We start from the raw sequence: 13386 nt of genomic DNA on the forward strand, positions 1-13386 counted from the left end.
AGAAAATGCTGATGGCGCCCGCGCGCAGCATGGCTTCCGCTCCACGGCAGATGCGCCTAAAACGCTTGCTCCTGACGCTCACGCCGGAGTCTGCCGTGTCTGAACAGAACAGCTATGTGCCGCCCAAGGTCTGGACCTGGAACAAGGCCAGCGGCGGCCGCTTCGCCAACATCAACCGGCCGATCGCAGGTCCGACGCACGAGAAGGAATTGCCTGTCGGCCGTCATCCCTTGCAGCTTTATTCTCTGGGAACGCCCAACGGTGTGAAGGTCACAGTGATGCTCGAGGAGCTGCTGGCGCTCGGCCACAGCGGCGCCGAATACGACGCCTGGCTGATCCGGATCGGCGAGGGCGATCAGTTCGGTTCGGGCTTCGTCGCCATCAATCCCAATTCCAAGATCCCGGCGCTGCTGGATCGCAGCGGGACCGAACCGATCCGCGTATTCGAGTCCGGTGCGATCCTGGTGTATCTGGCCGAGAAGTTCGGCGCCTTCCTGCCGACCGATCCGGCCAAGCGAGCCGAATGCCTGTCCTGGCTGTTCTGGCAGATGGGAGCTGCGCCCTATCTCGGCGGCGGCTTCGGCCACTTCTATGCCTATGCGCCGACCAAGATCGAGTATGCCATCGACCGCTTCGCGATGGAGGTGAAGCGCCAGCTCGACGTACTCGACCGTCGTCTCGCCGAAAGCGAGTATCTCGCCGGCCCCGACTACACTATCGCCGACATCGCGGTGTGGCCGTGGTACGGCGCGCTCGCCAAGGGCCTGCTCTACGAAGGCGGCGAGTTCCTCTCGGTGCAGGACTACAGGAATGTTCAGCGCTGGACCGACCAGATCGCGCAGCGCGCCCCTGTGAAGCGCGGCCGCATGGTCAACCGCGTCTCCGGCGATCCAAAGAGCCAGCTCCACGAGCGCCACGACGGCAGCGACTTCGACACCAGGACACAGGACAAGATCGGGCAGGGCACGTAGTTGCGCGTGTAGGGTGCGCAAAGGCGCGGCGAGCTCATCGCGGCGTGCAACGACTGTGGAGTGCGCCGTGCCCAACGTCGTCCCTCGCCGGCGCCGTCGGTGGGCACACGCCGCCTGACGGCCCCGCTTGCCCGCCCTGCGGTTCGATGCACGATTGCTCTTGTTGCACGTGCGAAGTCTCGTCCGTTGCCGCGCTGCGATGCCATGATTGCGGACGTTCACGGCTTTTCTCGCAGTGAGAGAATGTGCAACGATCAATTCGCAGCGGCCGTGCATGCCGCCAGATTGATGAGAGCCGGCGGTGATGACCGCGGGTTCAAAACGACCACTCCGGAGGGAGTTGCATGATCGACAGACGTGATCTGCTCAAGGGAGCGGGGATGGCTGCTTTGCTGGGCAGCTTCGGCACGACCCGTGCGCTGGCCGAGGAGACGGTGACGTTGCCCTTCGCCAATGGCGAGCGCCCGCTGGTGAAATATCCGCAGAAGCGACCGATGATCGGTCTGACCAGCCGGCCGCCGCAACTCGAAACGCCATTCGGGGTGTTCAATGACGGCGTGATCACGCCGAACAATGCCTTCTTCGTCCGCTATCATTTGGCGGGCCTGCCTTACGATCTCGATCCGGACAAGTTCACGCTCGCGATCAGGGGAAAGGTCGACAAGCCGCTCAAGCTGTCGCTCAAGGACATCCGCAAGATGAAGGCGACCGAGATCGTCGCCGTCAACCAATGCTCCGGCAACAGCCGCGGCTTCTTCGAGCCGCGCGTCGCAGGCGGCCAGCTTGGCAATGGCGCCATGGGCAATGCGCGCTGGCGTGGCGTGCCGCTCAAGACCGTGCTCGACATGGCGGGTGTTCAGGCCGGCGCCAGGCAGGTCACCTTCGGCGGCATGGACGGCCCGGTGATCGACAAGACGCCGGATTTCGTCAAGGCGCTCGACCTCGATCACGCCATGGATGGCGAGGTGATGCTGGCCTACGGCATGAACGGCGAGGATCTGCCGTTCCTGAACGGCTTTCCGCTGCGCCTGATCGTGCCCGGCTACTACGGCACCTATTGGGTCAAGCACCTCAACGAGATCACTGTCATCGACAACGTCTTTGACGGCTTCTGGATGAAATCGGCCTATCGAATTCCGGACACGCCGAACAATGCCGTCGAGCCCGGAACCACGCCGAAAGCGACGATCCCGATCAACCGCTTCACGGTCCGCTCGTTCATCACCAGCCTGGCCGACGGCGCAAAGCTCAAGGCGGGCAGGGCAATGCTGCGCGGCCTCGCATTCGACGGTGGAACGGGAATCAAGCAGGTCGCGGTCTCGACCGACGGCGGCAAGACCTGGACCGACGCCAAGCTCGGCAAGGATCTCGGAAAATATTCCTTCCGCGAGTGGAAGCTGCCAGTGAAGCTTGCCGCGGGGGCCCACGATCTCAAGGTGCGTGCCACGAGCAATTCCGGCGAGACCCAGCCGGAGACGCCGCGCTGGAATCCGGCCGGCTATCTGCGCAACGTCGTTGAAACCGTCCGCGTCACCGCGGCCTGAGGAGCATCACCATGCGTCGGACGTCTTTCCTCATCGCCACGCTGGCCGTCGGACTTGGCTGCCTGGCGGGCCGCCCCATCTCGCTCACGGCAGCCCCGGTCAACTATCAGGTTCCGCAGGACACGGCGGCCTTCAAGCCGGGGCCCGATCTCGCCGTCGTGCAGGGCAATTGCACGGCCTGTCACTCCGCCGACTACATCAAGACCCAGCCGCCGATGCAGAACAAGAAGGAGTTCTGGCAGGCCGAAGTCACCAAGATGATCAAGGTCTATGGCGCCCCGATCGACGCGGCCGATGTCGGCAAGATCGTCGACTATCTCGCCGCGACCTACTGACTGCCCGTGCCGGCGGCCGGGAACGCTCAGGCGGCGCCCTTCGCCGGCGGGAAATCCATCCGGTCATTGGTGCGGCAATAGCGGTCGGCGAACATGCGCCCGACAGGATGGAACAGCTCCATCTCGACCCGCATCTTCTCGGTGTCCCACAATTCGTCGCGGATGTGGAAAGCGAGGCCTTCGCCGAGCACCAGCACGCGATCGCCATTGACGTCGATGAGCTGCCAGATCTTACACTCCATCGCGAACGGTGCCTCCGCCAACCGCGGAACGCCGATCATCCGCGACGGTGTAAGCTTGAGCCCGAGGTGATCCGGCTCGCCGATCTCAGGTGGAAAGTCGCCGCCGGTCTCGTGCATCGCCTGCGCCAGCGGCTCGTCGGTGATGTGGACGACGAACTCGCCGCCGCGGCGGATGTTGACGAGGGTGTCCTTGACCCGCCCATCGGGCCGCAGGTTGATCGCGAACACGCACAGCGGCGGGTCCTCGCCGAGCACGTTGAAGAACGAGAATGGCGCGGCGTTGACGATCCCGGTCTCGCCTCTCGTCGTCACCCAGGCGATCGGCCGCGGCAGCACGAAGGAGGTCAGGATCTTGTAGCGCTCGCGCGGGCTGAGATCGGTGGAGAGGTATTCCATCTAGAGGCCTCTGGTGCGTCGGTTCCCCGACCGTAGTGGGCTGTGACGCGATGCGGAAGCCAATAAAGCGGGCAGGGGTTGCGCACATCAGCGCCGTCTTCGCGGAAATTCGATGTTCCCGGGAACGGCTCCGCCAGCGCTACGTTCGGACAGCACGGCAACGACAAATGGAGGTCGCGCCATGAAACCAATGATCGGTCTGATCGCTTGCGCATTCGTCGTCTCGGCCACGTCCGCGCTGGCGCAGGGCAGCCCACAGACCGCGCCGCCGCCGAGTGCGCAGAATTCTGGAGCAGGCATCCAGGGCGCGCCGGGCAACAAGAACGGACCGGGCACTGAGACGGGAAGCGGCACGGTGGGCTCGTCCACGATCAACCGCCATAATCCGGACGTCAGCGCGCAGGACCCGTCGAACATCAAGGGCATGCCGGGGAACAAGAGCGGCCCGCCGGCCAAGAAACCGCAGGACTGACGTCTGCAAAGGGCGGCTGCGCGATTGCGCAGCCGCCCTTCGCATTTCGCCGGCCGTGCCGTCGCGCTGATTGCCAGATCAGGGAAGGGCGGCTGCCCCGTTGGTCACGATCAGATTGTCGGTATCTGCCGGGGCCAGCTCGCTCGTCGCATCGCCGCCGAGATATTTGTCGAGCGTCGCCTGAATCCGTTCCCGCGCCGTGTAGGGGCCACGGTCGCTCATCCATGTGTGCTGGAACTCGGTCTTGATGATGTCGATGCCGCTCTTCCTGTCGACATGCGTCGGCACCACGCCGGGGTCGGTCTTGAACTGCGGATCATCCGAGCGGAACGACAGGATCTTGAGCTTGTCCCTGATGACGAAAGGCACGCGCAGATTGTCGAGCGTCACCACCTGCGAGACGATGTTCGGATGCTCCTTGGCGAAATACATCGCGGTGTCGCCGCCATTGGAGTGGCCGACCAGGGTCAGGTGATCGTAGTCGGCATTCGGATGACGCTTCTTCATCTCGTTCAGCACGCAGAGGATGTTGGCCTCGCCCTTCTGGTAGACGTCGAGCCGGCCGACATATGGCATCCCGACCTTGGTGACGAGCGGCGGATCGGTCGGCAGGTCCTGCTGGACGCTGGCGACGAGGTAGCCGCGCGCGGCGAACACGTTCGCGAGGAACGAGTACTCGGTGTTCTTCACGGTGTTGCCGTTGCTGATGATGGCCACGGGCAGCCGCCACAGCCCGGCATTGGCCTTCATCTCGTAGTCCTTGCGTACCGCGACATCGACATTGATCGACCGCTGCCGCGCGGCATCGAAGAACTCGCGGCTCTCGTGCTGGATGCCCCACTTTGCCATCGCAAAGTAGCCGGCCACAGCCAGGGCAGACACACAGGCCAAAACCGTCACACCGCGCTTCATGGCATCCTTCCTGGAAATTCTCTCCGTTATGTGATGGGTGACAACGCCGGCGTCACGGGGGCGTGGCAGCCAGAGGCGGATTAAATTTCGGAAATCTTGGAGCGCAGCACGGAACAATCCCCCTCTGGTGAGCCGGCGCACCGGCTCACCACCCGCTGCGAGGGATCAGAATGCGGTATAGCCGCCGTCGATCACGAAGCAGTCGGCGGTGTGATAGGAGGACGCCTTGCTCATGAGGTAGACGGCGATGCCGCCGAAATCCGACGGCTCGCCGAAGCGGCGCACCGGGATACGCGGCATGACGTTGGCGACGAACTTCTCGTTGCCCATGATGCCCGCGGTCATGTCGCTCTTGATCCAGCCAGGCAGGATGGCATTCGCGGTGACGCCATAGCGCGCCAGCTCCACCGCGAGCGCGCGGCACAGCGCATTCAGCGCGGCTTTGGTCCCGGCATAGTGCTCGTTGCGCGCGGTGCCGAACAGCGAGGCCAGGCTCGAGGTGGCAACCAGCCGGCCGAACGCGTCACCGGCTTCGGCGCGCGCGGTCATGTGCCTCGCGGCAGCCTGGAACGCATGGAACACGCCGTCGAGATTGGTTGCGAACATCGTGCGCCATTCCTCCTCGCTGCGCTCGATGAACGGCTTGCGGCCACCGCCGCCGATGCCGGCATTGGCAAAGCAGCCGTCGACGCGGCCGAACGTGTCGAGCGTGGCCTTCATCGCCTCGTTGACGGAAGCGGCGCTGGTCACGTCGCAGATACGGGTGTCGACCTTGCCGGGCCCGGCGGCCATCGACGCCGCAGCAGCCTTGTTCTTCTCGGCGTTGCGGCCCCAGATCGAGACGTTGCAGCCACTGGACGCAAGTGCCTGGGCGATTCCGAGGCCTATGCCTCCATTGCCGCCGGTGACGACGGCCACACGGCCGGTGAGGTCGAACATGGTCATGGGGTTCTCTCGGGCGTTTCCGTGATGATGTGAGCGCGCTGCGCGTCGCTTCGGTTATTTGGATGATGCAACCATGGACAAGCGAGGCGCAAAAATCAAATATGCTGACCGAACCGGGCTGCGCTTCGAATTTCCGCCGCGAAGAATGCAGCGACCGAAAAGCTCTTGAGAGGAAACCATGCAGTACAAGCACGTCACGCTCGATTTCGACGGGCCCGTCGCCATCCTCACGCTCGATCATCAGGAGGTGATGAACGCGGTCTCGATCGACATGCTCGGCGGGTTGGCCGAAGCGCTCGACGAGATCGAGGAGAAGAAGGCTGCGGTGCGTTGCCTCGTCGTGACGGGCGCCGGCCGCGCGTTCTGCACCGGCGCCAACCTGCAGGGCCGCAATGCGCAGGCCAAGCCCGGCCGCAGCAATGCCGGCGCCGCGCTCGAGACCGCCTTCCATCCGTTTCTGCGCCGCTTGCGCAATCTGCATTGCCCGATCGTGACCTCGGTGAATGGCCCGGCCGCCGGCGCCGGCATGAGCTTCGCGCTGATGGGCGACATGATCCTGTGCGCGAAGTCCGCCTACTTTCTGCAGGCCTTCCGCCGCATCGGACTGGTGCCTGATTGCGGCTCGACCTGGCTGTTGCCGCGCCTCGTCGGCAAGGCCCGCGCGATCGAGCTGTCGCTGCTGGGCGAGAAGCTGCCGGCCGAGACGGCGCTGCAATGGGGCCTCGTCAACCGCGTCTATGACGATGCGGTCCTGAAGGAGGAGACGATGAAGCTCGCGCACGAGCTCGCCAACGGGCCGACGGTGGCGCTGGCGCAGATCCGCCAGCTGTATTGGGACAGCCCGGAGAACTCTTTCGAGGAGCAGCTCAACGCGGAATTTCAGTCGCAGCGCGTCGCAGGCAGCACTTCGGATTTCAAGGAAGGCGTCACCGCGTTCCTCGAAAAGCGCCCGGCGAAGTTCAAGGGCCAATGATCGAGACCGAGCTGTCCCGCTGCGTCGCCTCGTTCATGCCGGGGGCGACCGGTGTGAGCGGCGCCGCAAGACTCTCCGGCGGCGCCAGCCAGGAGACATGGCGCTTCGACATCGTCCATCCCGTCGGTGAGGTCGGCGCCATTCTGCGTCGCTCGCCGAAAGGCTACGGCGCCGCGCCCGGGCGTGCCGCCGGGCTCGACAACGAGGCGGCGCTGATGCGGCTCGCTTATGCCGCCGGCGTGCCGTCGCCCGAGGTCCTGCACGTGCTGCGGCCGGAGGACGATCTCGGCGCCGGTTTCATCATGCGCCGCGTCGAGGGCGAGACCATCGCACGCAAGATCCTGCGTGATGCCGAATTCGCCGAGGCGCGGCCGCGCCTCGCGCGCCAGCTGGGCGGCATCGCCGCTGGCATCCACGGGATTCGACGCGAGACGCTGCCCGCGTTGCGCGGGATGACCGCGACCAAGGAGATCGCGGAGCTCGCACGGGAATATCAAAGCTTCGACTGGCCGCGCCCGGTGTTCGATCTGGCCCTGCGCTGGCTGTCGCAGAACGATCCCGGTCCCCCGGCCGAGATCACGCTGGTGCACGGTGATTTCCGCAATGGCAATCTCATCATCGGCCGCGATGGCGTGCGCGCCGTGCTCGACTGGGAGCTCGCCCATCTCGGCGATCCCATGGAGGATCTCGGCTGGATCTGCGTCAACTCCTGGCGCTTCGGCGAGATCGACAAGCCGGTCGGCGGCTTCGGATCGCGTGAGGAGCTGTTCGCGGGCTACGAGGGCGGGGGCCGCAAGGTCGACGCTGATAGAGTGAAGTTCTGGGAGGTCATGGGCACGCTGCGCTGGGGCGTGATGTGCTGCGGCATGATGCAGCGTTTTCGCATCGGTCCCGACCATTCGATGGAGCGCGCCATGATCGGCCGCCGCGCGTCGGAGACCGAGATCGATCTGTTGCGATTGCTTGCGCCGAGGGGAGAGGGCTGATGCAGGACGAGCCGACGCCGACCGAGCTGGTGCAATCCGTCGCCGACTTCCTGCGCAACGACATCGCGCCGCTGATCTCGGGGCACCAGGCGTTCAAGCTGCGCGTGGGCATCAACGCGCTCGATCTCGTGGTGCGACAGCTGACACAGGCGGCTGCGGCAGAAGAGGCGGAGCATGCGCGGTTGAGAGAATTGCTGGGACAGGATGGTGATTTACTCGAACTCAATCGAGCGCTCACGGCTCAGATCGCCAGCGGCGCCGTTGGTCTCCAGACACCGGGCCTGAAGCAGCACCTCTGGCGGACCACTCTCGCCAAGCTCGCCGTCGATCAGCCGAACTACGCGTCCTACAAGCGCGAAGCTGGGAGGAGCACCGATGGCTCCTAACCCACCGGCGTCATGCCCGGGTTTGACCCGGGCATCCATCTCTTCACGAGTCTGCTGCGAGACGTGGATGGCCGGGTCAAGCCCGGCCATGACGGAGCGGAGACAACCCGGCGCGATCAGGCCCAGAGCATGCGAAGTATCGGATAACTCACCGCCCGAGCCACCTCGGCGGCCGCTTCTCCGAGAACGCCTTCGGTCCCTCGATGTAGTCCTGCGAATGGATCATCGCCTGCACCGCCGGGTAGTCGCGCTGCTCGGTGATGGCCTGCTCCAGCGAGACCGCAAGGCCCTTCTCGATCGCCTGCTTGGAGGCGCGGATCGACATCGGCGAGTTCTTGGCGATCGTCTCGGCCCATCGCTCCGCCGCCGCCAGCGCCTCGCCTTGCGGCACCACCTCATTGACGAAGCCGAGCTCATGGCCTTCGCGGGCGCCGACATGTCGACCGGTGAGGATCATGCCCATCGCGCGCTTCATGCCGATCTGGCGCGGCAGCCGCTGCAGGCCGCCGGCGAGCGCGGCGAGGCCGACGCGCGGCTCGGGCAACGCGAAGGTCGCATTCTCGGAGGCGATGATCAGGTCGCAGGCGAGCGCGATCTCGAAGCCGCCGCCCATTGCGACGCCGTTGACGGCGGCGATGATCGGCTTGTCGCAATCGAAGCGGGAGGTGAGCCCCGCGAAGCCGCTCTTACCCCAACCGCGGGCGCCGCCGGCCGCCTGCCATTTCAGGTCGTTGCCGGCGCAGAACGCCTTGTCGCCCTCACCGGTGACGATCGCGACCCACTGCTCGGGATCGGCGGCGAAGGCGTCGAACACGCGCTCGAGTTCATGATGCGCCTCGATGTGCAGGGCGTTGTAGACCTCGGGGCGCGCCAGGGTGACGATCGTGATCGGCCCCTTGCGCGTCACTCTCGAAAACTTCAGCTCCATCGGCTGTTCCTCCTGTCTTCTGATTGGCTGTCGCGCATCAGCTTAGCGCCTGCGCAGGTGTTGCAGTCATCCAAATACGCAACGGCGCTGCGCGCCACAAGCACGCGACGGGAGGTCGCGCCGACCAGGATCAACAACAACAACGAAACACACTGGGAGACACGCCGTGGATTTTTCCTTGCCGAAGGAATTGGTCGCCTATCTCGACGAGCTCGATCGCTTCATCGCCGCCGAGATCAAGCCGCTGGAGCAGGCCGACGACAACATCCGCTTCTTCGATCATCGCCGCGAATGGGCGCGCACCGATTTCGAGAATGGCGGCCTGCCGCGGCATGAATGGGAGCAACTGCTGCGCAAGGCCAAGGATCGTGCCGATGCGGCCGGCCATCTGCGCTTTGCAATTCCGAAGCGCTATGGCGGCAAGGACGGGTCCAACCTCTGGATGGCCGTGATCCGCGAGCATTTCGCCTCCAAGGGCCTCGGCCTGCACAACGACCTGCAGAACGAGCACTCGATCGTCGGCAATCTGCCGATCGTCACCATGCTCGACCGGTACGGCCGCGACGACCAGAAGGCGATGATCGACGGCTCGATCACCGGCAAGTACCGCATCACGTTCGGTCTCACCGAGCCGCATCACGGCTCGGACGCGACCCACATGGAAACCAAGGCCGTTCCGGCCACCCGCGACAACATCAAGGGCTGGCTGATCAACGGCGAGAAGATGTGGACGACGGGCATGCACGTCGCCACCCACTGTGCACTGTTCGCGCGCACCTCGGACAATGATGGTGACGCGCGCGGCATCACCTGCTTTCTGGTGCCGGCCAAGACCGAGGGTGTGAAGGTCGAGGAGTATCTCTGGACCTTCAACATGCCGACCGATCATCCGCGCGTCAGCTTCACCGACGTGTTCGTGCCGGAGGATGCGCAGTTCGGCGAGGTCGGGCGCGGCCTGTCGCTGGCGCAATGCTTCGTCCACGAGAACCGCATCCGGCAGGCGGCGAGCTCGCTCGGTGCGGCCGTATTCTGCATCAATGAGAGCGTGAACTACGCGCGTGAGCGCAAACCGTTCGGGAAGGCGCTGGCCGAGAACCAGGCGATTCAGTGGCCGCTGGTCGAGCTGGCGACGCAGGCCGAGATGCTGCGGCTGCTGATCCGCAAGACCGCCTGGGAGATGGACCAGCTCACCCAGGCCCAGGTCGAGCACACACTCTCGGACAAGGTCTCGATGTGCAACTACTGGGCTAACCGTCTGTGCTGCGAGGCGGCCGACCGCGCCATACAGGTCCATGGCGGCATGGGCTATTCGCGCCACAAGCCGTTCGAGCACATCTACCGCCACCACCGCCGCTACCGCATCACCGAGGGCAGCGAGGAGATCCAGATGCGGAAGGTCGCCGGCTTCCTGTTCGGCTACATGGGGGTGAACAAGCGGTGACACGCTGTTGAGCGGCAGGGCCCTGTCGCAAGCGCAATTGATGCAATCGAGCGTCGTCTCCGGAGCCCTGGATTGCTTCGGCGCAAGGCGCCTCGCAAATGACGGCGGAGAGGGAGCGCGCACTCTCTCCACGGCGTCATCGCGAGCGCAAGCGAAGCGATCTAGGATGGCGGTGCGTGCACTCAATTGACCTGCCGATCCTTGCCCGCCCAATAGGGGGCGCGCAGATTCCTTCGCAGGATCTTGCCGGAGGGGTTGCGCGGCAGGGCGTCGAGGAAGTCGACGCTCTTCGGCGTCTTGAAACCGGCGATGCGCGTGCGGGTGAAATTGATGATGTCGGTCTCGGTGGCGCGCGTGCCAGGCTTCATCACGACGATCGCCTTGACGGCCTCGCCCCATTTGTCGTCGGGAATCCCGATCACCGCGGCCTCGGCGACATCGGGATGATCGCAGATCGCGCTCTCGACCTCGGCCGGATAGATGTTCTCGCCGCCGGAGATGATCATGTCCTTGATGCGGTCGTGAATGTAGACGTAGCCGTCCTCGTCCATGTAGCCGGCATCACCCGTGCGCAGCCAGCCGTCCTTGCCGAGCGTGCGTGCGGTCGCCTCCGGCAGGTTCCAGTAGCCGGTCATGTTGGAGCCCGAGCGCGTCGCGATCTCGCCGACCTGCCGCGGCGCCAGCGGATTGCCGAGGGGATCGATGATCGCGACCTCGACGCCGGGCAACGGCTTGCCGGCGGAGCGCATGCGCTCCAGTCCCTCGACATGGTCCTCGGGCGGCAGCGCGATGATGGTGCCGGTGGTCTCGGTCATGCCATACATCTGCACGAAGCCGCATTTGAACACGTCGATGCATTCCTTGAGCAGCGCGGCCGGGATTGGCGAGGCGCCGTAGAGCATGTATTTCAGGCGGGAGAAATCGACCTGCCGCGCGCGCGGCTGCCGCACCACGAACTGCATCGCCGCCGGCACCATGAACAGCTTGGTGATGCCGGACTGCTCGAAGAAGTCGAGGATCCTAGTCGGATCGAACTCACGGGCGATCACGCCGCGGGCGCCGTGATAGAGGCTCATCAGGCCCCAGCCGGAGCCGCCGATGTGGAAGATCGGCATCGCGATCAGCGAGACGTCGTCGGTCGACCATTTGTTCCAGTCCGGTTTCTCCTCGGGATTGCCGGTGTTGACGAGGTTGAGGAAGTTGGCGTGCGACAGCATCGCGCCTTTCGGCTTGCCGGTGGTGCCGGAGGTGTAGAGCTGCAGCGCGATGTCCTGCGGCGTGATCGGAACGCCCGGATCATCCGCGCTCTGCGCGTCGCGCCAAGCCGTGTAGTCCTGCCATTCCGGCGCGCCGCCCTCGGTGGTGATGATGTGCCGCACGCTCGGGATCTGGTCGCGGATGTTGCGGATCATCGTAGTGAATTCCGGTCCGACGAACAGTGCAGGGGCCTTGCAGTCCTCGACGATGAAGGCGACCTCGGGACCGGCGAGGCGCCAGTTCACCGGCGCCATGACGACGTTGGCCTTCATGGCGCCGACGAGCAGCTCAAAATAGATGTCGCTGTTCTTGCCGAAATAGGCGATCCGCTCGTGCGGCTTGACGCCAAGCGCCTTCAGCGCGTTGGCGACCTGGTTGGTCTTGCGGTCGAACGCGGCGAAGCTGGTGATGCGCCCCTCGAACTCATAGGCGGTGGCGGAGCCCAGCGTTTGCGCTCTGTCGCGCACGACGTCGACGAGCGTCGACGATGCCGTCGAGACGGACATGTTTCCCCTCCGATTGCGTCTTGTTCTTTGTTTGATGTCTTGTCGTGGTCCTCGCCCCGGATCGCGCCGGAGCAAGCATCTCTCGATCAGTCTACAGGGCGCACGTCGCCGATCAACCGGGCGATTCGGCCGTCAGCTCGTGCGCGTCGCGCGGTCCTTCTCGTTCTGCGCCTTGATCGACTCCTTGGCCTTGGTCCAGTCGTCGTCGCTCCAGTCGCGCAACTGATAGAAGTTGCCGCCCATCGCCAGCGCCTGGGCGCCGTCCATCGCGATGGTCTCGCCGTTGATCCAGTTGCAGCCGCCGGAGATCAGGAACACCGCGAGGTTCTGCAGCTCCTCCATGGTGCCGACGCGACCCATCGGGTTCATCGCCTTGGTCCGCGCGCCGGCCTCGTCGCCGGGCTTGATGCGCTTGCTCATGCCTTCGGTCGGGATTTCGCCGGGCGCGATGGTGTTGAGGCGGATGCCATAGCGGCCCCATTCAGTCGCGAGCGACATCGTCATGGCGTGGATCGCCGACTTGCTCATCGCCGATGGCACCACATAGGGCGAGCCGTTGCGCACCCACGTCACCGTGATCGACACGACGTTGCCCGGCTGCTTCGCAGCGATCCAGCGCTTGCCGACGGCATGCGTCACGTAGAACGTGCCGTGCATCACGATGTTGGCGACGGCATCGAAGCCGCGCGGGCTCAATTCCTCGGTGCGGGAGATGAAGTTGCCGGCCGCGTTGTTGATGAGATCGGTGAGGCCGCCTTCCTGGAAGATGGCCTCGATCATTTCCTCCACCGCCATGGCATTGCGGATGTCGACACCGTGGCTGGTCACGCGGCCGCCGTAGAGATCCATCAGTTCGGTCGCGGTCTCGTCGCAGACGATTTTCCGCCGGCCGCAAATATGCACCTCGGCGCCGAGCTGCAGGAAGCGCGCGGCCATCGCCTTGCCAAGGCCCGTGCCGCCGCCGGTCACCAGAATGCGTCGACCTTCGAGGAGATTGTCCTTGAACATGGGAGTTTCCGCCTGACATGTTGTGAGTTAATTGGTCGATTGACTAAATCGCTCCGACAGCCTTCTGTAAAGTCACAAAGACAT

The 13386-nt window shown here is 64.8% G+C and carries 14 protein-coding genes; 8 read left to right on the top strand and 6 right to left on the bottom strand.

Going from position 1 to position 13386, the window contains the following annotated elements; all coding sequences use genetic code 11:
• Nucleotides 1-50: 50 nt before the first annotated feature.
• The 3 genes from yghU to QX135_RS08470 all read left to right on the top strand — a co-directional run bounded on the left by yghU (nucleotide 51) and on the right by QX135_RS08470 (nucleotide 2850).
• Nucleotides 51-971 carry a glutathione-dependent disulfide-bond oxidoreductase gene (gene yghU / locus QX135_RS08460; protein ID WP_410053222.1) on the top strand — a complete coding sequence of 307 codons (921 nt, stop codon included), beginning with the start codon at nucleotides 51-53 and terminating at the stop codon, nucleotides 969-971.
• A 344-nt stretch (nucleotides 972-1315) separates the two neighbouring features.
• On the top strand, nucleotides 1316-2515 hold the full coding sequence (locus QX135_RS08465) for a molybdopterin-dependent oxidoreductase (protein ID WP_315757766.1): 1200 nt from the start codon (nucleotides 1316-1318) through the stop codon (nucleotides 2513-2515).
• 11 nt (nucleotides 2516-2526) lie between these two features.
• Nucleotides 2527-2850, top strand: coding sequence for a cytochrome c (locus tag QX135_RS08470; RefSeq protein WP_316176659.1), 324 nt, complete (start codon nucleotides 2527-2529; stop codon nucleotides 2848-2850).
• Nucleotides 2851-2876: 26 nt separating this feature from the next.
• On the opposite strand, the gene QX135_RS08475 is transcribed toward QX135_RS08470, so the two are convergent.
• Nucleotides 2877-3488, bottom strand: coding sequence for a flavin reductase family protein (locus QX135_RS08475; protein WP_316176658.1), 612 nt, complete (start codon nucleotides 3486-3488; stop codon nucleotides 2877-2879).
• A gap of 181 nt (nucleotides 3489-3669) precedes the next feature.
• Here QX135_RS08475 and QX135_RS08480 point away from each other — a divergent pair, with 181 nt between their 5' ends.
• Nucleotides 3670-3960 carry a hypothetical protein gene (locus QX135_RS08480; protein WP_315737252.1) on the top strand — a complete coding sequence of 97 codons (291 nt, stop codon included), beginning with the start codon at nucleotides 3670-3672 and terminating at the stop codon, nucleotides 3958-3960.
• Between the two features lie 78 nt (nucleotides 3961-4038).
• On the opposite strand, the gene QX135_RS08485 is transcribed toward QX135_RS08480, so the two are convergent.
• Together QX135_RS08485 and QX135_RS08490 are read right to left on the bottom strand one after the other, a co-directional pair.
• On the bottom strand, nucleotides 4039-4872 hold the full coding sequence (locus QX135_RS08485) for an alpha/beta hydrolase (RefSeq protein WP_315737253.1): 834 nt from the start codon (nucleotides 4870-4872) through the stop codon (nucleotides 4039-4041).
• 165 nt (nucleotides 4873-5037) lie between these two features.
• Nucleotides 5038-5817: an SDR family oxidoreductase gene (locus QX135_RS08490; RefSeq protein ID WP_315737254.1), complete on the bottom strand. Its 780-nt coding sequence runs from the start codon at nucleotides 5815-5817 to the stop codon at nucleotides 5038-5040.
• Nucleotides 5818-5995: 178 nt separating this feature from the next.
• Between QX135_RS08490 and QX135_RS08495 the strand changes: the two genes are divergently transcribed.
• Genes QX135_RS08495 through QX135_RS08505 form a run of 3 tightly spaced genes read left to right on the top strand, consistent with a single transcriptional unit; the run spans nucleotide 5996 to nucleotide 8162 of the window.
• Nucleotides 5996-6790 carry an enoyl-CoA hydratase/isomerase gene (locus QX135_RS08495; RefSeq protein ID WP_315737255.1) on the top strand — a complete coding sequence of 265 codons (795 nt, stop codon included), beginning with the start codon at nucleotides 5996-5998 and terminating at the stop codon, nucleotides 6788-6790.
• Entirely contained in the window at nucleotides 6787-7776 is a 990-nt protein-coding gene (locus tag QX135_RS08500; RefSeq protein WP_315776457.1) for a phosphotransferase family protein, read from the top strand. Before QX135_RS08495 ends, QX135_RS08500 begins: the two co-directional genes overlap by 4 nt.
• Entirely contained in the window at nucleotides 7776-8162 is a 387-nt protein-coding gene (locus tag QX135_RS08505) for a DUF6285 domain-containing protein (RefSeq protein WP_316176657.1), read from the top strand. The genes QX135_RS08500 and QX135_RS08505 overlap by 1 nt, the downstream gene beginning before the upstream one ends.
• 148 nt (nucleotides 8163-8310) lie before the next feature.
• Here QX135_RS08505 and QX135_RS08510 read toward each other — a convergent pair whose 3' ends face one another.
• A complete protein-coding gene (locus QX135_RS08510; RefSeq protein ID WP_315737258.1) occupies nucleotides 8311-9090 on the bottom strand; it encodes an enoyl-CoA hydratase-related protein in 780 nt (259 codons plus the stop codon).
• A gap of 166 nt (nucleotides 9091-9256) precedes the next feature.
• Here QX135_RS08510 and QX135_RS08515 point away from each other — a divergent pair, with 166 nt between their 5' ends.
• Nucleotides 9257-10531: an acyl-CoA dehydrogenase family protein gene (locus QX135_RS08515; protein ID WP_316176656.1), complete on the top strand. Its 1275-nt coding sequence runs from the start codon at nucleotides 9257-9259 to the stop codon at nucleotides 10529-10531.
• Between the two features lie 182 nt (nucleotides 10532-10713).
• Here QX135_RS08515 and QX135_RS08520 read toward each other — a convergent pair whose 3' ends face one another.
• Together QX135_RS08520 and QX135_RS08525 are read right to left on the bottom strand one after the other, a co-directional pair.
• Nucleotides 10714-12294: a fatty acid--CoA ligase gene (locus QX135_RS08520; RefSeq protein WP_316176655.1), complete on the bottom strand. Its 1581-nt coding sequence runs from the start codon at nucleotides 12292-12294 to the stop codon at nucleotides 10714-10716.
• Nucleotides 12295-12426: 132 nt separating this feature from the next.
• Complete coding sequence (locus QX135_RS08525; protein ID WP_006613814.1) at nucleotides 12427-13302, bottom strand: SDR family oxidoreductase; 876 nt, start codon at nucleotides 13300-13302, stop codon at nucleotides 12427-12429.
• Nucleotides 13303-13386: the final 84 nt, after the last annotated feature.

Origin of the sequence: Bradyrhizobium sp. SZCCHNR1098 (genome assembly GCF_032489375.1) — a bacterium.
GTDB lineage: Bacteria > Pseudomonadota > Alphaproteobacteria > Rhizobiales > Xanthobacteraceae > Bradyrhizobium.

Coding starts and splice junctions, on each gene's coding strand:
- QX135_RS08505 (WP_316176657.1), top strand. CDS start 7,776: ATGCAGGACGAGCCGACGCCGACCGAGCTGGTGCAATCCGTCGCCGAC.
- yghU (WP_410053222.1), top strand. CDS start 51: ATGCGCCTAAAACGCTTGCTCCTGACGCTCACGCCGGAGTCTGCCGTG.
- QX135_RS08475 (WP_316176658.1), bottom strand. CDS start 3,488: ATGGAATACCTCTCCACCGATCTCAGCCCGCGCGAGCGCTACAAGATC.
- QX135_RS08485 (WP_315737253.1), bottom strand. CDS start 4,872: ATGAAGCGCGGTGTGACGGTTTTGGCCTGTGTGTCTGCCCTGGCTGTG.
- QX135_RS08520 (WP_316176655.1), bottom strand. CDS start 12,294: ATGTCCGTCTCGACGGCATCGTCGACGCTCGTCGACGTCGTGCGCGAC.
- QX135_RS08465 (WP_315757766.1), top strand. CDS start 1,316: ATGATCGACAGACGTGATCTGCTCAAGGGAGCGGGGATGGCTGCTTTG.
- QX135_RS08525 (WP_006613814.1), bottom strand. CDS start 13,302: ATGTTCAAGGACAATCTCCTCGAAGGTCGACGCATTCTGGTGACCGGC.
- QX135_RS08510 (WP_315737258.1), bottom strand. CDS start 9,090: ATGGAGCTGAAGTTTTCGAGAGTGACGCGCAAGGGGCCGATCACGATC.
- QX135_RS08470 (WP_316176659.1), top strand. CDS start 2,527: ATGCGTCGGACGTCTTTCCTCATCGCCACGCTGGCCGTCGGACTTGGC.
- QX135_RS08490 (WP_315737254.1), bottom strand. CDS start 5,817: ATGACCATGTTCGACCTCACCGGCCGTGTGGCCGTCGTCACCGGCGGC.
- QX135_RS08495 (WP_315737255.1), top strand. CDS start 5,996: ATGCAGTACAAGCACGTCACGCTCGATTTCGACGGGCCCGTCGCCATC.
- QX135_RS08480 (WP_315737252.1), top strand. CDS start 3,670: ATGAAACCAATGATCGGTCTGATCGCTTGCGCATTCGTCGTCTCGGCC.
- QX135_RS08500 (WP_315776457.1), top strand. CDS start 6,787: ATGATCGAGACCGAGCTGTCCCGCTGCGTCGCCTCGTTCATGCCGGGG.